This window comes from Joostella atrarenae (assembly GCF_021764745.1).
Lineage (GTDB): Bacteria > Bacteroidota > Bacteroidia > Flavobacteriales > Flavobacteriaceae > Galbibacter > Galbibacter atrarenae.
Genome location: NZ_JAETXX010000009.1, coordinates 52,299 through 78,478, shown reverse-complemented (window position 1 = coordinate 78,478; position 26,180 = coordinate 52,299). Strand labels below are relative to the sequence as shown.

Annotated in this window: 19 protein-coding genes; 15 read left to right on the top strand and 4 right to left on the bottom strand. The window is 32.4% G+C overall.

Going from position 1 to position 26,180, the window contains the following annotated elements:
- Nucleotides 1-83: 83 nt before the first annotated feature.
- Nucleotides 84-5,111: a translocation/assembly module TamB domain-containing protein gene (locus JM658_RS12930; RefSeq protein WP_236959694.1), complete on the top strand. Its 5,028-nt coding sequence runs from the start codon at nucleotides 84-86 to the stop codon at nucleotides 5,109-5,111.
- Nucleotides 5,112-7,388, top strand: coding sequence for a translocation and assembly module lipoprotein TamL (tamL, locus tag JM658_RS12925; RefSeq protein WP_236959693.1), 2,277 nt, complete (start codon nucleotides 5,112-5,114; stop codon nucleotides 7,386-7,388).
- A gap of 36 nt (nucleotides 7,389-7,424) precedes the next feature.
- Here the strand turns inward: tamL and JM658_RS12920 are convergent, their stop codons facing one another.
- Both JM658_RS12920 and JM658_RS12915 read right to left on the bottom strand, forming a co-directional pair.
- Nucleotides 7,425-7,796 (bottom strand): DUF1304 domain-containing protein, encoded by a 372-nt coding sequence (locus JM658_RS12920; RefSeq protein ID WP_236959692.1) that lies wholly within the window; start codon nucleotides 7,794-7,796, stop codon nucleotides 7,425-7,427.
- 813 nt (nucleotides 7,797-8,609) lie between these two features.
- On the bottom strand, nucleotides 8,610-9,485 hold the full coding sequence (locus JM658_RS12915) for a sugar phosphate isomerase/epimerase family protein (protein ID WP_394800484.1): 876 nt from the start codon (nucleotides 9,483-9,485) through the stop codon (nucleotides 8,610-8,612).
- Nucleotides 9,486-9,691: 206 nt separating this feature from the next.
- On the opposite strand from JM658_RS12915, the gene JM658_RS12910 reads away from it, so the two are divergent.
- The 13 genes from JM658_RS12910 to JM658_RS12850 all read left to right on the top strand — a co-directional run bounded on the left by JM658_RS12910 (nucleotide 9,692) and on the right by JM658_RS12850 (nucleotide 23,980).
- Entirely contained in the window at nucleotides 9,692-10,780 is a 1,089-nt protein-coding gene (locus JM658_RS12910) for a sensor histidine kinase (protein WP_236959691.1), read from the top strand.
- A gap of 3 nt (nucleotides 10,781-10,783) precedes the next feature.
- Nucleotides 10,784-12,103, top strand: a complete 1,320-nt coding sequence (locus tag JM658_RS12905) for a sigma-54-dependent transcriptional regulator (RefSeq protein ID WP_236959690.1) — start codon at nucleotides 10,784-10,786, stop codon at nucleotides 12,101-12,103.
- A 429-nt stretch (nucleotides 12,104-12,532) separates the two neighbouring features.
- Nucleotides 12,533-13,822, top strand: a complete 1,290-nt coding sequence (locus tag JM658_RS12900) for a Glu/Leu/Phe/Val family dehydrogenase (protein ID WP_236959689.1) — start codon at nucleotides 12,533-12,535, stop codon at nucleotides 13,820-13,822.
- Between the two features lie 99 nt (nucleotides 13,823-13,921).
- Entirely contained in the window at nucleotides 13,922-14,332 is a 411-nt protein-coding gene (locus tag JM658_RS12895) for a GreA/GreB family elongation factor (RefSeq protein WP_236959688.1), read from the top strand.
- Nucleotides 14,333-14,334: 2 nt separating this feature from the next.
- On the top strand, nucleotides 14,335-14,724 hold the full coding sequence (locus tag JM658_RS12890; RefSeq protein WP_236959687.1) for a hypothetical protein: 390 nt from the start codon (nucleotides 14,335-14,337) through the stop codon (nucleotides 14,722-14,724).
- Nucleotides 14,725-14,785: 61 nt separating this feature from the next.
- Nucleotides 14,786-15,427: a universal stress protein gene (locus JM658_RS12885; RefSeq protein WP_236959686.1), complete on the top strand. Its 642-nt coding sequence runs from the start codon at nucleotides 14,786-14,788 to the stop codon at nucleotides 15,425-15,427.
- Between the two features lie 118 nt (nucleotides 15,428-15,545).
- Complete coding sequence (locus JM658_RS12880) at nucleotides 15,546-16,223, top strand: DUF2064 domain-containing protein (RefSeq protein ID WP_236959685.1); 678 nt, start codon at nucleotides 15,546-15,548, stop codon at nucleotides 16,221-16,223.
- 105 nt (nucleotides 16,224-16,328) lie between these two features.
- Complete coding sequence (locus tag JM658_RS12875) at nucleotides 16,329-19,319, top strand: TonB-dependent receptor (RefSeq protein ID WP_236959684.1); 2,991 nt, start codon at nucleotides 16,329-16,331, stop codon at nucleotides 19,317-19,319.
- A 43-nt stretch (nucleotides 19,320-19,362) separates the two neighbouring features.
- Nucleotides 19,363-20,574: an ABC transporter substrate-binding protein gene (locus tag JM658_RS12870; RefSeq protein ID WP_236959683.1), complete on the top strand. Its 1,212-nt coding sequence runs from the start codon at nucleotides 19,363-19,365 to the stop codon at nucleotides 20,572-20,574.
- Nucleotides 20,575-20,578: 4 nt separating this feature from the next.
- On the top strand, nucleotides 20,579-21,445 hold the full coding sequence (locus tag JM658_RS12865; protein ID WP_236959682.1) for an ABC transporter permease: 867 nt from the start codon (nucleotides 20,579-20,581) through the stop codon (nucleotides 21,443-21,445).
- Nucleotides 21,438-22,211: an ABC transporter permease gene (locus JM658_RS12860; protein WP_236959752.1), complete on the top strand. Its 774-nt coding sequence runs from the start codon at nucleotides 21,438-21,440 to the stop codon at nucleotides 22,209-22,211. Before JM658_RS12865 ends, JM658_RS12860 begins: the two co-directional genes overlap by 8 nt.
- Entirely contained in the window at nucleotides 22,208-22,933 is a 726-nt protein-coding gene (locus JM658_RS12855; protein WP_236959681.1) for an ABC transporter ATP-binding protein, read from the top strand. Before JM658_RS12860 ends, JM658_RS12855 begins: the two co-directional genes overlap by 4 nt.
- Nucleotides 22,934-23,023: 90 nt before the next feature.
- Nucleotides 23,024-23,980, top strand: coding sequence for a radical SAM protein (locus JM658_RS12850; RefSeq protein WP_236959680.1), 957 nt, complete (start codon nucleotides 23,024-23,026; stop codon nucleotides 23,978-23,980).
- On the opposite strand, the gene JM658_RS12845 is transcribed toward JM658_RS12850, so the two are convergent.
- A complete protein-coding gene (locus JM658_RS12845) occupies nucleotides 23,969-24,487 on the bottom strand; it encodes a glutathione peroxidase (protein ID WP_236959679.1) in 519 nt (172 codons plus the stop codon). The two genes, JM658_RS12850 and JM658_RS12845, sit on opposite strands and share 12 nt — an antisense overlap.
- Before the next feature lie 147 nt (nucleotides 24,488-24,634).
- Nucleotides 24,635-26,068, bottom strand: a complete 1,434-nt coding sequence (locus JM658_RS12840; RefSeq protein WP_236959678.1) for a DUF3179 domain-containing protein — start codon at nucleotides 26,066-26,068, stop codon at nucleotides 24,635-24,637.
- Between the last annotated feature and the right edge of the window lie 112 nt (nucleotides 26,069-26,180).

Sequence of the window (26,180 nt, the reverse complement as noted above, 5' to 3'; positions counted from 1 at the left end):
TGTTATTTTAAAATACTTTTATAATTATTCTACATACTACAACGTATCTTTGTTTTTAAACCTCAATTATATGAGGAATATCTATGCCGCAAAAACAGAAATTTATAAAATCACGTTTCCTTAGAATTGCACTGAGAATAGTTGCAATTCTATTGCTTTTATTCTTTGTGCTCGTATTGGTAATTAGAAGCCCTTGGGGACAGAATTTAATTGTAGGGAAGGCGGTTAATTTTCTGTCTAACAAAATTGGTACAGAAGTAAAAATAGAAAAGCTTTTTATAACGTTCTCGGGGAATGCATCTTTAAATGGTTTTTATATAGAAGATGAAAAAGGAGATACTTTGGTATACTCCGAAAAACTAGAGCTTTCTACCTCTTTACTGCCATTAATTCAAGGAACGGAAATAGATCTTAATTTAGTAGACTGGTCAGGTTTAAAAGCTAATATTGAGCGCGATACTCTAGGGAGGTTTAATTTCGATTATATTGTAGATGCTTTTGCTTCCGCAGATACTACCCAAGTAGACACAACCTCAGGATCTATGAAGATTAGCTTGGGGAAAATTAAATTAGAAGCTATCAATCTTCGCTATAATGACCAATTAACGGGAATAGATTTAGAAACTAAATTAGGAGAGTTATTATTAGATGTTGATGTTTTTGATTTGGACAAAATGAGATTTGAGGTTTCTGACTTTGAATTTAATGATGGTACTATAAATTACACACAAGGAATACCTTTTGAAGAAGATACAGATACCACATCTACAGCTACAATGCCTTTTATTAGGTTTGATAATGTAGATTTTAAAAACGTAGAAGCGTATTATAATGTCATTGAAGATAATACAACGATGGCTGTTAATTTAGAGGCTTTGTCTTTAGAACTTCCTAAGTTAGATCTTAATTCTCAAGAAATTGTTGTGGACGAATTTATTCTTGAGAAGACAAAATTCACCTATAATGATGCTAGTAAATTTATCAGTGTAACAGATACTATTTCTAGTTCTTCTCCAACCGAATTTAATTGGCCAGATTGGAAAATAACAACCAACAATATTGAAATTCAAGATAGTGAGCTAACTTTTATAACACCCACAGATACAATTGTTCCCAATGGTTTTAATGCTAGTAATTTAGAGTTAAAGCAACTTAATTTTGCTTCGGAGAATATTACTTATCAACCAGGAAAAGCAGCTGTTGTTTTAAATGAATTGTCTTTTTTAGAGCATGGAATATTTCACCTTAAAGATTTGAATTTCGAATTGAGTATTGATGATAAGTCTCTAGGGATTAACTCACTCCATGTTGTTACAGGGAATAGTGACCTCACAGGATCTGCTGCGATGAAGTTTTCTTCCGTTGAAGATTTTATAAATAATTTTGAAGCTTCCGTTATGGATATTAGACTTCCTAATTTTAATATCAATATAAAAGACGCTTATTATTTTCAGCCTGACTTAGCGGAGAATAAATATATAGATTCTTTAACATCAAATAATATAAAAGGAGCTTTAACTCTTACGGGGACATTAGATAGTTTACATTTAAAAAACACTTCTTTAAATTGGGGGAAACAAGCAAAAATAGAGTTAAATGGAAGCATCAAATCTCCAACTAATGCAGATAGTCTTAAACTATACATACCAGATTTTAATATAAAAATGCAAAAGCAGGCTTTGGCTAGCTTTATAAGTGAAGATTCTTTGGGTATTTCTATTCCAGATTCCCTGAATTTAGTAGGAAGTTTAAATGGTGGTCTCAATAATATAAATACTAAGGCGGTATTAAAAACTTCCGATGGTATTGTAAAACTGAACGGTAAATATAGCGATGAGCAGAAAATTGCTTTTGATGCAGACTTGAATGTCGATCAACTACATCTAGGAAAAATTCTTAAGAATGATGAAATTGGAGCCCTTTCTTTTAGGGTGAAAACTTCAGGAAGTGGGAATAGTATAAATACTTTGAATGCCAAATTAACTTCGGAATTTGATTCGTTAGCGTATGCTAATTATGATTTCTCAAAGCTTAAATTAAATGGTAATATTAAGAACGGAACTGGAGATGTAACAATAGCTTTTAAAGATGATAATTTAGACTTCAATATGGATACCCATATGATTTTAGATTCGCTGAACTCTAAGTTTAGTGTTTTTCTTGATCTTAATGGAGCAGATCTTTATAAGCTGGGGATTACAAAAAGCGATGTTCGTACAGGCTTTAAGCTGAAAGCTGATTACGAGGGTGATTTTTCTAATTTTATTCTCGACGGAAGTATAACAGAAGGAATAGCAATTTATCGTAATAAATCTTATAACATAGATGCTTTTAATTTTAATGCAGCACTAAAAGGGAATAGCACGCTCTTAAAGATTAAGAGTAATATGTTGGAAGCAGATTTAGAAGCGAATACAACTCCAAATGTATTAGCTCAGGCGTTAGAAACACAATTATCTAGTTATTGGGAAGCGAATCCAAATGTAACTTTAAATGATAGCATTGTATCTAAAAAGACAACGAATACAACTATGAAGATGAAAGTGTTATTAAGGCAAACACCAGCTTTAAGCGAGGTTTATTTCCCTAGTTTAGAAGAAATGGATTCTGTAGCAATAGTTGTAGATTTTAATGAAGCTCAGAAAACAATCAATGCAGATATCAATGCGCCATATGTAAATTATAATAGTAATGTAATAGATAGCTTGCATCTATATTTAGATGGTAAGGAGGAAGATTTAGTTTTTAATTTAGGGTGGAGTGGAATTGAATCTAATTCAATTTCCATAGATAAAACAACGCTTAAAGGAACTCTAAAAGCTAAGATACTGTTATTAGATTTTAATAGTAAAGCTGAAACAGAAGATTTAGTACAAGTTAATTCTGAAGTTCTTTTTAAAGGAGATACAATTCAATATCATATCGATCCGAGTACGCTTATTTTAAATAGAAAAAAATGGGATATTCCTAATAGTAATGAGATTTTATATGCTCCTAATTTTATTGCAATTAAAGACTTCGTTTTTAGTAATAACGGTCAGGAAATAGCATTAATAAAATCTACAACTTCAGAAGAAAAAGATATAGTGGGAGTTTCGTTTGATAACTTCAAACTCAATACCATTTTAAGTTTTTTAAATCCAGATGAGCCAATTGCAAAAGGTGTTGCAAAGGGAGTTCTTAATATTGAAGATCCTTTTAATAATGCAGGAATACAGGCAGATCTTAAGGTTACAAATTTAGAGGCTTTAAAAGTGCCTTTAGGAAATTTATCAATCAATGCTTCTTCACAAAATTATAGTGATTATGAGTTTGCACTTGCTCTAAAAGAAGGAAATATAGATTTAGATTTAACAGGGAGTTATATTGCAGAGGGCGAAGATTCTAAATTAGATTTAGACTTGCTTCTGAATGGATTAAAAATGAAAGCTATTGAAGGTTTTTCAGGTGAAGAAATTACAAATACAAAGGGAAGTATCAGCGGAAAAGCTAAACTAACAGGAACTACAGCCAATCCTATTTATAGTGGAAAATTAAATTTTGACGGTGTAGAGATGCTAGTAAATCAGTTAAACTCTAATTTTAGTATCGATCAAGAAGAGCTCTCTTTTGATAATAATGGGTTTACTTTAAATAAGCTATCTATTCAAGATGAAGATAAAAACGTATTTGTTTTAGACGGAAAGATTTCAACAGAAGATATTGCAAATCCTGCCTTCGATTTAACTTTAAAAGCAGATAATTTTAAAGTATTAAACTCTACAAGAGAAGACAACGATTTATTTTATGGGAATGTAAGTTTAAACACAGATATCACCATAAAAGGAGATTTAGAAGTGCCTCGAATAAATGGGAAACTAAAAATCAAAGAAGATTCTAAATTTACGGTAATTGTTCCTGAGTCAGAGTTAGATATAAACGAAAGAGAAGGAGTTGTTTTATTTGTGAATAGAAAAAATGAAAATGATATTTTAACTCGAAGAGAAGAGCAAACAACGGCGCCTTCTATGTTTGAAAATTTTGATATTGATGCTTTAATTTCAGTAGATAAAAATTCTGTTTTCCGAATTGTTATCAATGAACGTTCTGGAGATAATTTAGAGGTTTCTGGTACAGGAGAGTTTAATTTCAAAATGGAAACGAACGGAAGGACTACTCTTTCTGGTCAATATGAAGTTGATAATGGACATTATGAGGCTAGCTTATACAACATTGTAAAAAGAAAGTTCGATATCTCTAAAGGGAGCAAGATTACTTGGAATGGAGACCCCTTGGATGCATCATTAGATATAAAGGCGATATATAATGTAGAAACATCGGCTTCTGCGCTTATGGCAACTCAGACTTCTAATTCTAGTAATGATATTATAAATACATACCGACAGAAATATCCGTTTTTGGTTTATTTAAATATAGATGGAGAGCTTTTGGAACCAGAGTTAGCTTTTCAGTTAGATATGCCAGAAGATGAGCAAAGCGCTGCTAGCGGAAATATATATAGCGCTGTTCAGCAATTAAATGAGCAAGAAGAGGAGCTTAATAAGCAAGTTTTCTCCTTATTAGTAATGAATCGGTTTTTTCCAACCTCAGGAAGTGATGGTAGTGCAGGAGGCCCTGCTTCTATAGCCAGGGACAATGTTAACGATGTACTTTCAGATCAATTAAATACTTTCTCAGACAAGATTTTGGGAGATACAGGTGTGCAGTTAGATTTCGGATTGGATAGTTATACAGACTACCAATCGGCTTCTCCACAGGAAAGAACGGAATTAGATATAAATGCTAGTAAAAGTTTGTTTGATGATCGTGTCATTGTTCAGGTTGGTAGCGAGGTAGATATTCAAGGAAGTAGTCAGACTTCAGATGGAAATGCTCCTGCCATTGGGAATGTGGGGATTGAGTATTTGGTAACTGAAGATGGACGTTATCGTTTAAGGGGATATCGAAAAAATAAATTTGAAAGTATTATTGATGGGGAGCTTATAGTTACCGGGATTTCAATTATTTTTAATAAAGAATTCAATAAGTTTAAAGAACTTTGGGAGCGTAAAGTCCGAGAAGAAGTAGCCAAAGAAAAGAAGTTAAAAAAACAAGAGCTAAAAGAAGAATAGTTGAAGAATTCATTTGTAAAATATAAAAAGATACTTTTCTTATTGATTTCCTTTATATGCCTAACTGCATGTAATGTAAAACGGTTTATTCCTGAGAATGAGGTTTTATATACGGGTGGAGATATTGATGTTACTACCGAAAACAAAATTAAAGATCTTGGGACTATTGAGGACGAATTGGATGGTTTACTCCGTCCTGAGCCAAATTCTAAATTATTTGGAGTTCGATGGGGACTATTAACACATTATAAAGCACAACGAGAAAAGCCAGGCTTTATAAACAAATTCTTAAATAAGAAAATAGGTGAGGAGCCTGTATATTTATCTGATGTAGATGTTACTAAAACGGAAGATCTTATAAATAACCGATTAGAGAATCGAGGGTTTTTTAAAAATACAATTACTTCTTCAGTAAATAAAAAAAAGAAAACTGCTAATACCCATTATGAGGTTACTTTAGGAGAGCCATACCGACTAGAAACATATGAACTTGATAAAGACAGTTTAAAAATATACGACTCTATTCAGAAGTCATTATCAGAAACTTTCTTAGATAATGATACGCGTTTCGATCTAGCGAGTTTTAAAGAAGAAAGGTCTCGTATTGATGATTATTTAAAAGCACGTGGTTATTATAATTTTAATGAAGACTTTTTAATTTTTGAGGCGGATACCAATCAATATGAAGAAAAAAAATATGATCTTTTCCTGCGATTAAAAACAGAGACTCCAGAAAAATCTAAGATTCCTTATAAATTGAATTCGATTTCTGTGTATTCAGACTATTCAATAGAAAACGATAGTGTTCCCAAAGATACAATTAGTTATAATGGTATTGATTATATTCAAAGCACCGATTTTTTTAAGGCAAAGCGTTTAGCCCCTTTTATTTTATTTAAAAAAGGACAATATTATAATCCTAAGTGGTCTAAGTTTACTAGTAACCGATTGTCAAAAATAGGAACCTATAAGTATACAACGATACGTTTTGATAAAACAAAACCCTTTCAAGAGGGAGATTCTATAGGGCTTTTAGATGCAAAAATCTATCTATCTCCTATGAATAAGCAATCGGTAAGGGCAGAAATACAAGCCAATTCAAAGTCTAATAACTACGTTGGTCCCGCTTTAGCACTAACCTATACTAACAGGAATTTTTTTAATGGAGGAGAAATCTTTAATGTCTCTGCAAAGTTAGGTTATGAGAAACAAATTGGGGGAGGAGATGATAATACTGGAGCTACAAGTACACAGCTGGGATTAAAAGGCGATTTGATTTTTCCGAGGATTTTATTTCCATTTAAAATTGATTTAGGATTTAGATATGAAGTTCCAAAAACAAAAATTAGTGCGGGGATAGAATACCTTGATAGACAAGATTTATATACTTCTACATCACTGCTAACATCTTTTGGGTATACATGGAATGCCAATAAATATGTTTATCATGAATTGTCTCCAATAAGTTTTAATTACAGTAGCTTGTCTAATACTTCTGAAGAGTTTGATGAACTTTTAGCTGATAACGAGTTCTTGGCGAATAGCTTTGAGCAAAAATTTATTGCAGGACTTACCTATAGTTTTATTTATAATGAGACTTCAGATACTGAAAAGAAGAACCCTATTTACTTTGCTGCTAATTTTGAGATAGCAGGTAATATTTTAGATTTAATTAGTGGAGAACCAAATGAAGATGGCGTAAAAAAGGTATTAGGGTTAGAATATGCTCAATTTGCAAAAACAGATGTAGATTTTAGATATCGATATTCCTTAGGAAATGAGCAAGCTTTGGTGGCTCGTTTATTCGGGGGGATTGGTTATGCATACGGTAACTCTGTTAGTTTGCCTTATTCTAAGCAGTATTATTCTGGGGGTCCTTTTAGTGTAAGGGCTTTTAGAATTAGATCTTTGGGGCCTGGTACTTACCAATTAACAGATGAAGAAAGTAGTTCTTATTTAGATCAAACTGGAGATATCCGACTGGAAGCAAATTTGGAATATCGCTTTCCTATTGTTTCTTTTTTAAAGGGAGCATTGTTTGCAGATGCAGGAAATGTGTGGTTACTTAATACAAATGATGCAATTCCAGGAGGAGAATTCTCATCTGGTTTTATGAAAGAGCTTGGAGTGGGTGTGGGAGCAGGACTGCGTGTTGATATTCAGAGCTTTGTAATTCGTTTTGATTTTGCAGCTCCAATTCATAAACCTTATGAAGATCGCTACAATTTTGATTTAAAAGACCCTATCTTGAATTTTGCTTTTGGATATCCTTTTTAGCCTTTTTAATTCAGTGTGGATTTATATTCTTCCTATTTAAAAATAGGATTTAGCTAGTAATAGAATAATATTAATTACTGCTGGCACTGTTTGTACGAATAATATTTTTTTACTCGCAGTAAGAGCACCGTAGATCCCAGCAATAGCAACACAAGCTAAAAAAAACAAAGCAATATTAACTCTCCATTCAGCATTATTAATAAAGAATGTCCAAATAAGTCCTGCAGCTAAAAAACCATTATAAAGTCCTTGGTTAGCAGCCATAGCTTTTGTTCTTGGGAATAAATCATTGGGAAAGCTTTTAAATACTTTTCTTCCTTTAGTTTCCCAAGCAAACATTTCAAACCACATGATATAGCAGTGTAGTAATGCAATGATTGCAATAAGAATATTTATTATATACGCCATAATGTATGAGTTATTTTCTATAAATATAACTTAAATTATTAAAGCAACTTCCGTAGATTGTAAAAATAGGACGTATGAAATTGTAAATAGAGAGATAAGAAATAAAATTTTTTTTGGCTCATTTTTTGGCTCTTAATGTTAGTCAACTAGAGTATATGTTATAATATAATCGGATCTGATTGAGTCAAATAGTATGATTATAGTAGTGATTGGTCTGTGGGATTTAATTTTAATGCTGCTATTATTTTATTTTTATTAGGTTTTAGTGTTATAAAATATAAAATTAGAATGGTAGCAAAGATTAGAAAAACAAAGTTTAGTGATATAAAATAGCTAACGATGGCAAATAAAGTAGCTGCTTCAACCCAAGCATACCTCGCTATACAAGCAGATTGATAATTTCCAAACTTTTGCTGAAAGGGAAGATCTTTGTTGTCTATCCTGAGAATTAACCTATTATATGTTAAGTTAGATAAGAAAATAGCAAGTATTCCTACACTAGGAACTATGTATAAAAAGGGATCGCTAGTATCTGAAATATCAATTTTTATACTTTGAATATTATAGAAGGCAATTCCGAGGAAGACTATTTGTCCAAATATTAATGCTGTATAAATGAGAGTAAGCGTAGCAAACGGAGAGTTTTTTTTATTAGTAGTTTCTATAGTTATTCAGAGTAAGTTCTTGGGTTTGTAAAAAATAAAAAATTAATGATCGGCTATCTAAAAGTTTATAGAGACTAATCTTGAATAAAAATACAGATTAGAAAATCTTTTAGATAGCCGATTGTTAATTAAAAGACATTAAAAAGGACTATTTAAAACCAAATGTTTTAAGTCCTTCATGGCTTACTTTAATAGCTTCAAGTGGTGTGTGATGAAAAGTCTGGTCTTGTTCTACCATATAATATTTCATCCCAGAAAGGTCTCTTTTCTCCCAAATTCTTTGAAAATCAATTGTTCCTTCACCTACAGGAGCAAATTTACCGTCTTTACTCATGTCTTTTACATGCCATAATTTAAAACGCCCAGGATACTTTTCGAAATAAGAAAGAGGATCTGCTCCCGCTTTGGTAACCCAATATAAATCCATTTGGAAATTAACGTATTTAGGATCCGTTTTTTCTAAGAAATATTCAATAGGAACGATTCCATTTACATCCTTCTTAAATTCGAAATCATGATTATGGTAAAGGAGTTGCAATCCTGCATCAGCACATTTTTTTCCAACAGTATTTAAGAAATTAATCATGAAATCTAAGTCTGGATCCATTCCCAGTGTCTTCGTTTTTTCATCATATTTAAAATGTCCCATTGGAGGAACTGGAATAACGAAATAGGTAAAGCCAGCAGCCTTTACTGCAGCAATTTCTTCATCGATGTTGTCTAATGTAGCACTTCCTTGGTGTGTACTAATTCCTTTAAGTCCTTTTTCATCTAAAAGGTTTTTAAAGTCTTCAGGAGTCATGTTATAAAACTTTCCATCGCTATATCCAGCGGCTTCAATGTTTTTATAACCAGCTTTGGCAACAGAATCTAACGTAGCTTCTGTATTTTTTCCCATATCATCTCTAAGGGTATAGAGTGCTAATCCTCCAAATTTGTCTCCACCACTTTGGCAGGACATTAATAATGCCGCAGAAGCGACTGTGAATGCTTTGAAAGCACCCATAAATAGGTTTGATTTCATAATAATTGCGTAAAATAGTTAGTATTTAGTACTTTCAAAAGTATAAAAATACTTTATAAGTAGTTTTTTTATAGGCGATAAATTAATAATTGTTTATTATTGGAATACATTTTTTAGGAATAATTCAATAACTATATTTAGGATAGATTCATTGTTTGTAATGTTAAATGATGAATTTTAAAACATGCTAATTACCATATATTCTTATGAATACAGTTGAAGATAAATTACGGGAGAGGATAAAGGAACTCACATGTTTATATGAGGTAACTTCCATTATAGTAAATTGTGATTATAGCCAGTTAGAGATCTCTCTACAGGCAATTACGCATTGTTTAAAGCGTGCTGTTCAATATGAAAATGATAGCTTTGTTTGGATTAAAACTGCCGATCATTTCTTGAAAGAAGGCGATTCCGTTAAAAATGCTGTTTATCTTAAAGCAACAATAAAGGTTTTTAATGAAGTTGAAGGAGAAATTGTAATAGGGTATCCTTCTGAAAAATTTTCTGAGCAAGATTTTTTAGAAGAAGAGAAGCAACTCCTTAATAATATAAGTCTTGAAATAGGAAATCTCCTTGAAAGGAAACAGATAAGGGATAGTGAAACCCTCATGAAAAAGCAGATGGAGCGTACCGATCGGTTGAATATTTTGGGTGAAATTACAGCAGGAATAGCCCATGAATTAAATACACCGCTTACTAATATATTAGGTTTTACGGAGCTTTTGGAAGATGAGATAAAGAATGAACAGCATTTGCAGGATTTAGGAAGGATTAAAGAGAGTGCTATTTTCTCTCGAGAAATAGTAAAGAAGCTTATGTTTTTTGCTTGTGAAGTTCCTCAGCAAATGGAGAAAGTAGCTTTAAAACCTATTGTTGAGAATGTTTTAAATTTATTAAAGCCATCTTTTAAAAATAAAAATATCCAACGCACACTTGTTATTGAACCTTCAGAAATAGAAGTTGGTGCAGATGAGATTCAACTCACTCAGGTATTATTTAATCTTATAATGAATGCTATTTATGCTTCTCCGGAAGAGAGTACAATCGATATTATTATTAAAAGGGTTAATTCTGGAGTTCAAATAGAGATTATCGATGAAGGGTCTGGAATTCCTGAAGGGATTGAAGACAAAGTATATGAGCCTTTTTTTACAACTAAACCTACAGGAGATGGATCAGGACTGGGGCTAAGTGTTGTTCATGGAATAATAAATAGTCATAAAGGAACTATAAAACACTCTCCAAATACTCCAAAAGGAACTATTTTTACTATAAATTTCCCTGAAAGTTAAATCATGTCATACCAAAAAGAGAACATATTAATCGTAGATGACGATATTCATATTTTAGAATTGCTTCAGCGTCAACTAAACGCTTTAAATTTCTATATTTTCAAAGCAGTTTCAGTAAAGGAAGCTGTAACAATTCTAAAAGGAAATACAATCGATTTATTGGTAACAGATTTACAGATGCCAGAAGTAGATGGTTTTCAGCTTATAAAATATGTGTCTGAACATTATCCTAAGATGCCTGTTTTAGTAGTTTCAGGATATATTTCTGCTAAAGGTTCTTTGGAAATGGGGAAATCTGGAGTGGTAGATTATTTAGTGAAGCCTTTTACAAAAGAGGAGCTTAAAAATGCTATCGATAAATCGTTAGTGAATACCAAGCTTGTTAGAAAAGAAAAAATTGATTCTAAAACAGCTCCAAAGTATGATGAACTCATAGGGCAGTCTGAAGCTTTTAATGTAATAAAAGATATCATAGGGCGTGTAAAAGATATAAAGGCAACAGTACTTGTACAGGGAGAAAGTGGAACAGGAAAAGAGGTTATTGCTAGAGCGATTCATTATCATGGAAAGTATGCAAGAGCTCCTTTTATAGCTGTAAACTGTGGAGCAATCCCGGAGAATCTTTTGGAAGCAGAACTTTTTGGTTATGAAAAGGGAGCTTTTACAGGCGCTAATGAATCGAGAAATGGTTTTTTTCAAGCTGCAAATGGTGGGACTATTTTTTTAGATGAAATAGGAAACGCTTCTCCAAAGGTTCAAAATAGTTTATTGAGAGTTTTACAAGAAAAGGAAATCATTAGAGTAGGATCTCAAAAGCCTCAAGAGATAGATGTGCGGGTAATTGCAGCAACAAATAGTAATTTAATGGAGCTTGTTCGTCAAGAAAAGTTCCGTGAGGACTTATATTATAGATTAGCAGTTGTCGATATAAAATCTCCACCATTGCGAGATCGTAAAAGTGATATTCCATTATTGGTAGACAAATTTGTTAGGAAATATGGTTTGGAGTATAAAGACAGATATGTTACGATAAGTCCGAATGTAATAGATTTGTTTTTAAGATATTCTTGGCCTGGGAATATACGTGAACTAGAAAACTGTATCCAAAGAGCCGTAATTATGTGTGATAAAAGTATAGAATTATCACATGTGCCAGATACTTTAAAGTATAAAATAGATTTTCCTGAAGAAGAATTAGTCACCCTTGCAGAGATGGAAAAAAGGTACATTAAAAGAGTACTTGATTCTGTTGCTAATAATAAAACGAAGGCGGCAGAGATTCTAGGAATCGATCGAAAAACACTTCGTAATAAATTAGACTAATAATCTCTAATTTTTCAGTTTATAAGAAGTGCAATAGTACCTCTTCAATTTAACGTCAGAAAATACCCTGGGGCATTCGTTCCCACTTGGGGATTCCTTCCCCAATACACTTTTTTACATTCATTTATAAAAACAACATAACGTTTTGTATTTCAATACTTTAATTTTTAAGTTAAAGTCTTTTGTTATTATTGGCACAGCTGTTGCCAAGTGTATTGTAGAAATATTTATAACAATGGAAAACTATAGCAAAAGTATATGCTCTACATGTAAATTTTTAAACAATTGCGTGCTTACATTGAATAAGCAATTTGTTATAACATGTAGTGAACATGAAAACAAGAACGATTATAGAACAGTCTTGGCAAGTTAATTTTTAAACTAATTAAGAAAGCTTACAGCCTTTATTAAAAATAGAAATACAACAAAATGGTTACAAAAGAAATAAATAAGAAAGCACCTCAGAAACAAGGGATGTTAAATAATGTGATGCGACAATTCAACCACGCGTCAGATATTATTGATCTTAATAAAAATATCCGCAAGATATTAAGTATTACAAATAATGAGTTGGTTGTTCATTTTCCAGTAAAAATGGATAATGGAGATGTAGAGGTATTTACAGGATATCGTGTGCAACACAACAACGCATTAGGGCCTTATAAAGGGGGACTAAGATATCATCCAACAGTAGATATTGATGCCGCAAGAGCATTAGCAATGTGGATGACCTGGAAAACATCGCTTGCAGGATTACCTTATGGAGGAGCAAAAGGAGGGATACAATTAGACCCTTCTAAATATTCTACATCAGAATTAGAGAGAATTACAAGAAGATTTACCTATGCGCTAGGAGATAATATTGGTCCGGAATTAGATATTCCTGCGCCAGATGTAAATACGAATCCGCAGACAATGGCATGGATTTTAGATACGTTTATGTCTACAAAATCTCCAAATGAACGTTCTACAAATATGCATGTTGTTACAGGAAAACCTATTGGAGCTGGTGGTTCTGAAGGGAGGGATCGTGCAACAGGATATGGAGTGTTTTTATGTATTAAATTCTGGGCGGCTCACAACAAAGTGGATTTAAGCGGAAAGAAATTTATAGTTCAAGGTTTTGGGAATGTAGGCTATTGGGCAGCTCACTTTTTAGAGAATGAAGGAGCAAAAATGGTAGGAGTTCAAGATGCTTTTGGAAGTATTTCAAATTCAGAAGGAATAGATGTTGAGTCTCTATTTGCTTATAATAAGAGTCAAGGAAACATTGTAGGATTTAAAGATAGCAGTAGCCTTCCATCAGAAGATTTCTTTGCATTGGATTGTGATATATGTATTCCTGCTGCACTAGGAAATCAGATAACGGTAGAGAATGCATCAAGTATTAAAGCTTCCGTTATTGCAGAGGGAGCAAATGGACCTACAGATGTAGAGGCAGAACAGATGTTGCTTGCTAGGGGTGTAGATATTCTTCCAGATATTTTATGTAATTCAGGGGGAGTTATAGGAAGCTACTTTGAGTGGTTACAGAATAGAAATGGAGAGATTTGGTCTTTAGAGGAAGTAATGGAAAAGCTTGAGAAAAAGTTAAAGGAGTCTTTTACTAAAGTAATAAATGTTTCAGAAAAAAGAGGAGTAGATAGAAGAACAGCTGCTTTTATTATAGCAATAGAAAGATTGGAGCAGGCATATATTCAAAGAGGAATTTTCCCATAGGATTTAGATATAAAGTTTTAGACTGAAGAAAAGCATTTGCTATTACACCGAGCGTTCATGGTGTTTTAGCAGTTTGCTTTTCCTATAAAGCGTATAAAAATGAAGTATAAACAGTTAATCATAGAAAAAAAGGAATATGTGCTTTTAAAGCAGATGCTTAGCCTTTCCAATTATTATCAAGATGTAATATTTAAAAAATCTATTAAGCAATTAATGGATGAATTAGAGACTGCCATAATTAGTAATGAAACGGATTTACCTGATGATGTAGTTAGATTTAATTCTATAGTAAGGGTTTCTTTAGAAGGAGGATGGACAAAAGAGTTTCAACTGGTAGTAGCTAATAAAGCCGACTTAAAGAACAATAAACTTTCCGTTTTATCTCCAATGGGAACCGCTGTAATGGGACATGCTTTAGGTGATGTTTTTTATTGGGAACTCCCTTCTGGAAAGAAAGAAATTACAGTAACATACGTTGCGCAACAAGAATTATCAAACATTAATAGCTAACAATGAGAGAACAACTTTTTTATAATCACGAAGACGACTCCTTTATAATGAAGAAGAAGGATAAAGAAGAAGTAGGGAACTGGACAGATCATTTAGAATTTATCAATTCAGAATTAAACTATTTCATAAAAATAGAGGAGCAATTAATTAAAGATATAAACATAAGTAATGCTTTAAAGGAGTTAAGAAGGAGTAACGCAATTGTACTTAAAGATTTGTATCGATATGATGTAAGTTTAGGGATGAGTATAGAGTGTGATACGGTAGATTGTGACACATTTTATCTGGGGAATCATGAGAAATGTAGAAAGGTATATCTCGATTTTATAGAGCGTGTAAAGACGTTTAAGCTTACTTTCTATTCAAAAATGTTGATCTATACACGACTGTAATAAATTGATAATAATGTAAAGAGCTTATAAGTGATTTAAAACAAACCTAAAATATATAACGATGAAAAATATTTTATTTTTAACTGATTTTTCCGAAAATGCATGGAACGCTTTAAAATATACCATATCGTTATATGAGAATATCCCATGTAAATTTTATATTTTAAACTCTTTTTCAGAAGAAAAGCATGGTCTTGATTCTTTAAACTATTTAGATCCTTATGAAGCATTCCATAATTCATCAGCAAATAATTCTAACGAAAAGTTAGAGCAATTACTCAATAAGCTAGCTTTCTTTGATACTGATGCAGCGCATGAGTATTTTATGATAGCTAAATCAGGAAGCTTATTAAATGCAACTCAAAAGCTAATTTCTCAATTAGATATAGATGAAATTTTAATTGCAGCTAAAGGGGATTCAAATAAAAAGAATAAAATTTTAGGTCGAAATACTAAAACGATTATTAAAAACATTAATAAGCTTCCTATTCTTATAGTGCCAAATACTTGTAATTCTAAACCTACTTATAAAATTCAAGCTAAAAATATTTCTTTTGCTGATTTGCAAAATACTTTAAATGACGGCCCAGTAATGCTACTAAAAAATAATACAGTAGAAGAGCATGAAGAAATACATGGTTTGATAGATTTAGGAAACTTTCAAAATATGTATTTACATCTCGCTCATCATATAAGGCTTTAAGAATCAATTCATAGTAGGATATTATTATATAGAACTTTTTTATTTCCCAAAAAAGTTAACAACTCTGTAATGAATTTGATATTTTTGAGACTACAAGAAAAATTCATTTTACGAGCGAATGTTCAAAGATACTGCGATATTAATTTTTGCTAATTCTGGAAGTGCTGAAAAAGCCAATAAGTCGATACGTAAAAGTGAAATTTTATTCAACGAGCTCAATAAATATGTTCTTAAAATAGTTAAGAACTCTAACATTCCCTATTTTTTAATTACTGATAAAGAACAAGTAGGTAATTCTTTTGGAGAGCGCTTTACAAATGCAATCCAAACAGTTTTTAATAATGATTATAAGAATGTAATAACTATTGGGAATGATTCCCCTCAGTTAAAAACGAAGCATCTTCTAGCTACAGCAAAAAGGTTAGAGAGAGGAGAAACTGTTTTAGGTCCTTCTTCGGACGGTGGATTTTACCTTATGGGAATTCAGAAGGAACTTTTCAATAAAAAAGAGTTTTTAAATATATCATGGAACTCTAATAAGGTTTTAAAAGAAGTAGAAACACTTATAAAAAAATCCAAAGAGAGTATATTTAAACTAGAAACTCTTATTGATATTGATAAGGAATTAGATATAAAGAGAATCCACAGTTTTCATCGTAAAATTTCTAGAGTTTTACATCTTATTATTCTCGCTATTCTTTCAGAGAGCACCATCGTTTTTTATCAATCCCTTCAGTTTTTCGAGAACAGAAAATCACAACGCTACTTTAATAAGGGATCTCCTTTGTTGGCATAATACTTACATATATTATTATGATTTAATCACTTTATAATTAGTGATTTAAAAATCATAGTAGAAATCAATCTTAAGAAATATTATAGCCAACAACTTAAATTTTATATGAAAAATTTATTGTTCTGGGGAATGCTATTTATAACTATATCAGCATTTTCTCAACAAGACATCACAGTCTCTGTGATAGATATTCAAAGTAACATTCCAGTTTCTGGGGTAGAAGTAGTTTTAAGTAATCAAAGTCAAGGAATCACATTAAAAGATCTAAGCAACACACAAGGAAAAGTAGTTTTCAGAGGAATTCCATCGCTTAACGATTATCAGGTATACTTTACAGGGAATGGAGATTATGCAGGTGCAAGCATAGATAATATAGATATTAGGTCCAACCAGAATGCAAATTTATTGTTGCCGTTAGATACAAGTATAGCAAATGAGCAGCAGTTAGATGAGGTAGTGCTTTATAATAGTACGTCTGCAAAAATTAACCGTAGAGATGCAGAAGTTTCTTTTGAGTTAAAAGCAGAAGAAATTACAGAAATTCCTGTCGAAGGGCGAGATATTACTAGAGTTTTATATCGATTACCAAATGTAACACAAGCAACTGGTTTCTATCCTGAAGCTCCTAATGTTAGTATTAATGGGGCAAATCCCTTATTTACTTCTTACACTATAGATGGGATGGATAATAATGAGCGCTTTCTAGGAGGTCAACGTTTTAATATTCCCGCGGGTTTCGTAAAAGATGTTTCTGTTTTTACAAGTAATTATTCTGCGGAATATGGTCTTACTGGAAATGGAGTTATAGATATTACTACTAAATCTGGAAGCAATGATTTAGCAGGGGAAGTTTTTTTTGTAACCCGTCCAGGGCCTGTTATTGATGGTGAAAGTCCATATGCGCAAAGAGACCTTTCTGGGAATCAAGTGAAAAATGGTTTTGCTCGTTATCAAACGGGAGTTGGAATAGGTGGGGCTATTGTAAAAGACAAAACGTTCTATTATTTTAATTTTGAACATACCACAGATATAAAAGACAATTTATTAAATGTAGATGATCTTGGAGTAAATGAAACTATTCGAGGTAATAATAACTTCGATTATTTCTCTGTAAAACTAGATCAATTATGGAGTCGCAATTTTAGAAGTTCTCTTCGTGCGAATGTAGGAGTTGTTGGCATAGAAAGTCAAGGAGGTGGATTAGAAGGAGGAGTTACTTTTCCGTCAGCGGGATTCAAACAGGTAAGAAACAGCTTGAATTTGGCACTTAAGAACGCCTATAAATTTGGAGGAATTAGTGCAGAAACCAATTTTCAATATAGTCGTTTTAGATGGGATTATTCGGATGCTAAAAACCCAAACCAATCACAAGTAACTTTGAGAAATCCTTCCGATGAAACTATTGGTATTATAGGGAATCCAGGAGGTACGTTTAATGAGATTGAGAACACATTTCAGTTTCAACAGAAGTTTAAATACTATATAGACAACCATACCATAAAAGCTGGAGTTAATTTTATTAGTGGCGATCATAAATTGTTTGGTGGCGGAAACCCTGTTGGGAATTACGTGGTAGATTTAACCCAAAGTCAAATTAATAATCTTGCAGCGAGTGGAGTTGGAGGAAGTCTTGATATAAATGATATCCCGAATGATGTTGAGGTCGTTAATTACAGTGTTGAATTACGCCCTAATTCTTTCGGAGAAACTCAGAATATCACAAGTTTTTATATGGAAGACTTATGGTCGGTTTCAGAAAAATTGAACTTTACTTTTGGACTGCGTTACGACTATGATAACCTTTCTAAAGGGGGTGGTAATAAAGGGGATTATAACAATCTAGCTCCTCGTTTTAATTTTAATTATGAATTAACATCAAATAGTATCATCCGTGGAGGATATGCTATTGCCTATGATAAGATAAATTATGCAATTTATAGTGATGCGCTTCAACAGAACACTACTTCTGATGCTTATAAACAGCAAATACAAGCTTTTATAGATCAAGGGATTCTTCCAGCAGATACAGATATTAATGCCGTTACATATGATGGAAATTTAAGTGCTAATATTACAGGTGTAGATTATTTGCAAGGACCACCAGCTTCAGAACTGGAAGGGCAGCGTGAAACTGCGTTTTCTAATGAGCGTAGGATCTTAAACCCTAACGGATATGATAACCCATATTCACACCAGATTTCTTTAGGATATCAATTACAAGTAGCCGATGATAAGTTGTTTTTTGTTGATTTGTTCCATAATCGAGGAGTAGATCTATTCAGAATTAAAAATTTAAATGCTGCTGAAGAGTTTCCAATAGACGAAAATTTTACAGTAGAAGATGTTAGAACCCCTGCAGAGGCAGATGCTACAAGACCAGTACCAATTATTGATGGGGAAGGGATTATTAATGGACAATCTGTTAGTGGTGTTGCAAGAAATGTAGTAATGACAGAAAGCAAAGGGAAATCTCGTTATTATGCGATGAGTTTAAACCTTCAAAAGGTAAGAGGAGAAGATAATTATTCTTACCGTATTAACTACACTCTATCTTCTCTAGAAAATAATACTGAGGATATTAATTTCCGTCCACAAGATGCAAATAATTATGGAGCGGAATGGGGGCCTTCCATTAATGATAGACGTCATAATATCAACGGAATTTTTAATTTCTATCCATTTAAAGGAAGTACAATTACATTGGCTTCATTGTTACAAAGCGGACAACCAATAAACAGAATTCCAGATGCTTTAATTTATGGGACTACAGATTTAAATGGTGATGGTTCTGCTTTTGGTGATTCTTATGTTGGTAATAGCGACCGTTCACCGGGGGAAGCTCGAAATGATGATAGATTGCCTTGGTCTTTTAATTTCGATCTAGGATTGCAACATCAATTTAAATTAGGAAGTAATAAATTGGAATTAAGAGCAGATGTTTTTAATGTTTTTAATGTGGAAAACTTAAGCGGATATAGTAATAATGCAACACAAAGTAATCAGATTCAAGTAGGGCCAGCTTCTTCAAGGAGATTTGTGCAAAAAAATGCAGGGCCTCCTAGACAGTTCCAGTTTGGAGTACGATATTTGTTTTGATTAATGGGGGTAACCACTTAAGTAGCTATAAATAGTATAGACAATGAAAAATATAATATATATAACATTACTTTTTTGTTTCCTTTCCTGTAATACAACAAAGAAAGAGGCAGAAGAAGATATAACTAATGCATCCTGGGAAGAAGTTTTAAGCAAAGCGAATGGAACTACTCTTACTATGATGATGTGGAATGGCGATACTAAGATAAATAGGTATATGAAATCTTATGTTGCGCCTAATTTAAAGGAAAAGTATAACATCGATTTTGAAATTGTAAGCGGGCAAGGAGCAAAAATTGTTCAGCTATTAATGACAGAAATTCAAGCATCGAAGAATAGGAGTGATGTAGATTTAGTTTGGATCAATGGAGAGACCTTTTTTCAATTGCGAGAAATAAAAGCTTTATATGGACCGTGGACTACTAAAATTCCAAATGCTGAATATATAGATTTTGAAAATCCTTTTATAGGAATGGATTTTCAGCAACCAATAGAAGGATTCGAACTTCCTTGGGGAAATGTACAAATGACATTGATTTATGACAGTGCTAAGGTTGAGAATCCTCCGATGACACGAGCATCTTTACTTAATTTTGTAAAAGAACACCCAGGGACTTTCACTTTCGATAACCATTTTACAGGACTTACTTTTTTAAAATCTTTATTGATTGATATTGCTGGTGGAGACGAATCTTTATCTGGAGCATTTAATGAAGTTAAGTATAAAAAATATAGTTCTCAACTTTGGAGTTATATAAATGAATTAAAGCCTTATTTATGGCGTAAAGGAGAAGTTTTTCCTGAGGGAGTGGCACAAATGCATCAACTTTTTGCCAATGGAGAGTTACTTTTTACAATGAGTAATAATGATGCTGAGGTAGATAGTAAGACAATGGAAGGACTGTTTCCTGAAACAACAAGAGCTTATGTTCCTGCATTTGGGACTATTCAAAATTCACATTATCTGGGGATCCCAAAATTATCAGGAAATAAAGCAGCAGCATTAGTAGCAGCAAATTTTTTAAGCTCTCCTGAGGCTCAGTTAGAGAAAATGAAGCCTTCAGTATGGGGAGATGGCACTGTTTTAGATTTAGAAAAGCTGCCGAAAGATAGTAAACAGAAATTTATGAATATTCCATCTAGAGAACATGCTCCAGATAGAAGTGAAATTCAAAATCGAGCGAATATGGAACTTGCTCCCGAATATATGATTAGATTGGCAGAGGATTTTAGAAAAGAAATAATTAATAAGTAATTTATTGAAGATAACCAGTAATCATATAAGCAAACTATTTTTTTTAGGTATTGTTTTACTGCCCGTATTTTCAGGCTTGCTATATGCTATATTTTATAGTTTAGGACTTATAGGAATTTTAAATGATGGTTTTTCTACGGAAGTTTGGAGAACAATTTTTACCACAGAGCCATTTTGGAAGTCTTTACTTTTTAGCATTTATATAGCCTTAACGAGTGTTACGATTGCAATAATATTAGCACTTACCATTGCTATAAGTTGGAGAAAGAGCTTACAAAAGGGTTTCCTATCTTATGCTATTTATCTTCCGCTATGTTTTCCAGCTACAGTGATGGCTTTTTTTAGTTTTCAACTTTTATCTCGTTCAGGGTTCTTATCTAGAGTTGCCTTTAATTTTGACTTTATAGACAGTTTAAACTCATTTCCAGAGTGGATAAATGATGGTTATGGAATAGGAATTATCTTTACTTCAGTATTGCTAATAACACCTTTTTTTATCATTCTATTTTCTAATTTATACCAAACGGAGAATTTGCGTTCTTTTATTACATTGTCTAAGAGTTTTGGAGCTTCAAAACAACAGACCTTTCTAAAGGTTACCCTGCCGATTTTATTAAAAAAAGCTTCAGGCACCATATATTTATTTATCATTTTTGTAATGGGAAGCTATGAAGTGCCCTTGCTTCTGGGACGCCAAGACCCACAAATGATTTCTGTGGCTATTCTCCAAAAAATACAACGATTTAATCTTTATGATATTCCAACAGGTTATGCAATGAGCGTTTTATATGTACTTATAATCACAGTTGCATTAGTTTTTATTTATCTAAAGAATATAACCCTTTTTAAAACTCAAAAAAGTGATGTTTAAAAGGGTGCTTCAATACATATTCTTTATATCTATAGGCTTTCCGCTTGTGTTTTTATTAATATTATCCTTCGGAAGAAAGTGGCAGTATCCTAGTATTTTTCCAGAAGAGATTACAACAACTAACTGGGAGTCATTGCTACAAACAGATGCAGAATTATTTATAACATTTTTTACTTCGTTAGCAATTTCACTTTCTGTAGCAATTATGGTTACTATTATTGCTTTTATAGTATCAAAATATATCTGTAATAGTAAGTACAAAAATGTTTTCTTGCTGCTAGCTTATATTCCATATTTACTCTCTCCTGTTATAATGGCTGTTATTTTTCAATATTATTTTGTAATCACAGAATTAACAGGCACGTTACTAGGAGTAATAATAGCGCAGTTTTTAATAGCTTTTCCTTTTGGAGTTATTATATATAGTAATTTTTGGAATCCTAATTTAAAACATTTAGAAGAGTTAAGTAAAACTTTAGGAGGAAGTAATTTTAAGACATTTAAGAGAGTCCTTTTTCCGCTATCAAAAAGCGCTATTCTATTATGTTTTTTTCAAGTCTTTTTAATCTCTTGGTTTGAATATGGGCTAACGAATTTAATAGGCACAGGAAAAATAAAAACCTTAACAGTACAGGTATTTACCTATATAAATGAAGCTAATTTGTTTTATGCATCAGTAGCGTGTTGTTTACTAGTTTTACCTCCTATGTTTCTTATTTATATAAATAAGAAGCTTTTAATGTTTTCTGAATCCGCAGTAGAATGAATAGTATTTTAAAAGTTGAAAATCTTAATAAATCTTTTAAGAATGAATCGATTCTGAAAGATGTAAACCTAAATTTGAATAAAGGAGAAGTCCTTAGTTTATTGGGGTATTCTGGAGGTGGAAAAACAACTTTATTAAAAATAATTGCTGGTCTTGAAAAAAAAGATAAAGGAATTATTATTCTTAACGACGAAGATATTAGCGATACAAAAGTTCAAGATAGAAATATTGTTTACCTATATCAAGATGCGCTTTTATTTCCGCATTTAAATGTATTTGAAAATATAGCTTTTGGGTTGCGTTTAAGAAATATTGATAAAGCTATTATCGAAGAGAAAGTTTGGGACATGCTTGATAAACTTGAAATGAAAGCACACGCCAAAAAGATGAGTACAGAATTATCTGGTGGTCAAAAACAACGGATCTCTTTTGGTAGGGCAATGGTAATAGAGCCACAGCTATTATTGTTAGATGAGCCTTTTGGAGCTTTAGATGGAGTTACTAGAAGTAAAATGCAAGTGCTTTTCAAATCATTAGCAAAAAAAATGAATGTTTCTGCTTTATTTGTAACGCATGATCTCAAAGAGGCTATTGTAATGGGCGATGAAATAGCGAGAATTAAGAAAGGTAAATTAAAACAATATGCAACGAAAGAAGATTTTTATAATGATGATGATTCTGGAGTAAAAAAAGAAGTTGACTTTTGGAAACAATTTAATTAATTATTATCTGATTGTTTCGCTGAAAATTATAATTTAAAGAAGCTAAAGTTGTACCTAATGAGGTCAATTTAGTATAAAATAAACTATTATATGTTACAAGATTTTAATCATATGCAATCTGTTTATTGGGTGTTTACTCAACTATGTAACGACGATTGTGATCATTGCTATAATGATTCTAGCCCTTTTGGAAGCAGAATTAGTGAGGAAGATTGCATGAAGATAATCGATAATATGCCTGCCAAAATAGATCGACTGATTTTAAGTGGGGGAGAGCCTATGGCTGATATTAAATTGTTGTATGCAGTACTTGATAAACTTGCTTTAAAATATGGGGAAGAGACTCAGATAATGTTGCAGACCAATGGAGATTTAATGACGGATGAAAAGTTAGCTACACTTATAAAAAAGGGAGTAAAACGCTTTGATATTGCAAGTATTGATAGATATCATAAAAAGGCTGGAAGTCGTTTGATGGAGCTTTCAGACATTTTTGAAAGACATGGAGTTATTGGAACAGAAAAAGACCCTTTAATAGAAGGAGGTCACTATTTAACCGAAAATCCATTGAGTTGGGGATATTGGGGCGCTAGTGAAGATATGTGGCTAGGAGGAAATTGGGCTAGAGGAAAGGCCATGAAAAATGATATTTACCTTAAAGATCCCAATCATAACTTCTGTTCTATACTTTCTGGTGCACGAAATTTTCTAGGTGGATATGATGATATTCCTCAAGAGATAAGTATTCAACTCTGGAGAATAAATCCATGTTGCCCAGGAACTCATTTTCCAATGGGAGATGCCCGCAAAGAAAAAGTATCTGAGGTTCTTAAAAGGGCTTCTAATAATGCAGTTTTTAAAGCTTTAAATGCAGGAGAACCTTTGGAAATGGGAATCGAATTGGGAGTTTCTAAATCGGAAGCCGAGGCCAAAAACCAAGAACTCAAAAACATCTGTTTATACTGTGATCATTTTATGAAATGCCATAAAGATGAAATTTTTGATAAAAATGGTGTAATAGAAAGTGACGTTACTCTAGAGCGTTAAGTTTTTAGTGATTTTAGTACTTAACGGTTTGGTAGTCGACATATAGTAATCTATTAATCGTCCTTGTTCATCAACAAGGTATTTTTGGAAATTCCATTTTACAGAAGAATTTTTCAATCCATTTACAGATTTTTCTGTAAGCCATCTATAAAGTGGATGTTGATTACTACCTTTTACATCCACTTTCTCAGTAATTAGAAATTGTACGCCATAGTTTTTTTGACAAAAGCTTTGGATTTCTTCAGCATTACCAGGCTCTTGACCACCAAATTGGTTACAAGGAATTCCTATAATCATTAGGTTGTCTTCATAGGTTTCATATAATTCTTCTAGCCCTTTGTACTGACCAGTAAAGCCACATTCTGATGCTACATTAACAAATAGTATTTTCTTTCCTTTATAAACACCTAGATCAATTTTGTTGCCATCAATACTGTTAATCGAAATATCGTAAATCGATTCTGTAGGTGTTACAGGCTCTTGAGCTTTTCCAAATAGTGACATCATAATGCAAAGGTATACTAATGTTGTTTTCATCCTTAAATTTAATTAGTAAGCAAGATACAATTTGAAAATTAATACAAAAAGAAAGCCCTTTAAGGCATGTAGCTTTAAAGGGCTTTTACATAGTATTATCTACTATTACCTGTTGACTTATTTAATTAATTTCACGTTTGGAAAAGCAGCTTTGTATCCAAACCAAAAAGCATTATGTGTAGCAAAACGTGTTAAAATGCTACCATCTTCAGCAATTAATTTATTTTCAGTAATATTCCAAATTTTCCCTGTAACATCAATTACACTCATTTCATCCTGGAAGTTTACCAGCTTTAAACCATTTGTTTGGTATACACGATGTGCTCCAGATTTGTCTGTTAGCACTACTAATTTAATATTCCCGATGCTAGTTTCATAAATGCTGTTTTTCTTTAAGAACTTGCTAGAAATGGCTATGTTTTCTTTTGGGAAACTAGCATGTCTAATAGATAAAATCTCGTCTTTATTTTTAAGTTCACTAGTATCTTCATTAGGAACGGTAAACATTAATTTATCAGTAGAGAAATAATCATTATATGCTTTTCCTTCTCCATAATCTCTTTCAAACCCTGTATCTAATGATAGAACTTGCGTAGCTGGATGTCGCTTTTTCCATTCACCCCATGTGGTTGTAACAACACTTCTATAGGGTAATTTAATGCCTTTACCAACCAATGGGCCAATTACGGGTTCTCCTTCTAAGGTACTCCATAAAGATTGGGTTGCTTTATCGTACATTAGTTTGTTAGATCGATATAGAAAGCCGCTTGTTCCAATTTCATGATTTACGCCATTTACTTCTGTTTCGTATAAAATAACAGTTCCGCAGAGAGTACAGTAGACTCCAGCAACATCAATACCACCTACATTATCTACAAACATTTCGTGCCATGCTAAGATTCGTTTTGGGTAGGCACGAGCATCTCCATTTACCTCAATTCCGAATACAATATCACTATCATTTAAATAGTTAGCGTCATTTTTAGTAATCATTTTTGGTTGGCGTAGTGGAGGAATACCATCTTGTTTTACACCTCCCCAACGTACCTCATCCAATCGGATTATACTTTCTGAAGCTCTATCTTCAAAATAGCCTCTAAATTTTAGATCTATTAGCGAATGTACTTTTGCTTTGTATTCGAAATATTCATCTTGATAATTAGCATCTTTATTCCAAAGCCAATGGAACCACTTATCGAAATCGTAACCAAATTTTTGATCTGTCTTTTCTTCTAGCAAGCTTATTAACTTTAATATAAGGTCAGAATTTCTTGAGAAGTAGATAGACTCGATAAGCATGATTTCATATCCTTCTTGCCAGTTTTCATCAATGGCAGTAATTGCATTTTCTAATACCTTTTTATCTTTGGAAATCACCAAATTCAAAAAGTGATTCATCATAGTATTCTGTGTGATGTTCATAATTTTACCTTCCTTGTTTTGCTTGACTTTTTCCGTATGTTGTAATGGCATTTCTGAAATTTCACTTGTATAATCAGAACAAATCATAAGCATAACGAAAAGGCCAATGATTAAATTGAATGGACTCATTTTATTAAAATATTAATTGTTTTCGGGGAAATTCCCGATATAGAAATCACTTATAAGAAGTTGTTTTATAAATGATTATTACATACAATATTAGTCGGTTTACATACCGATA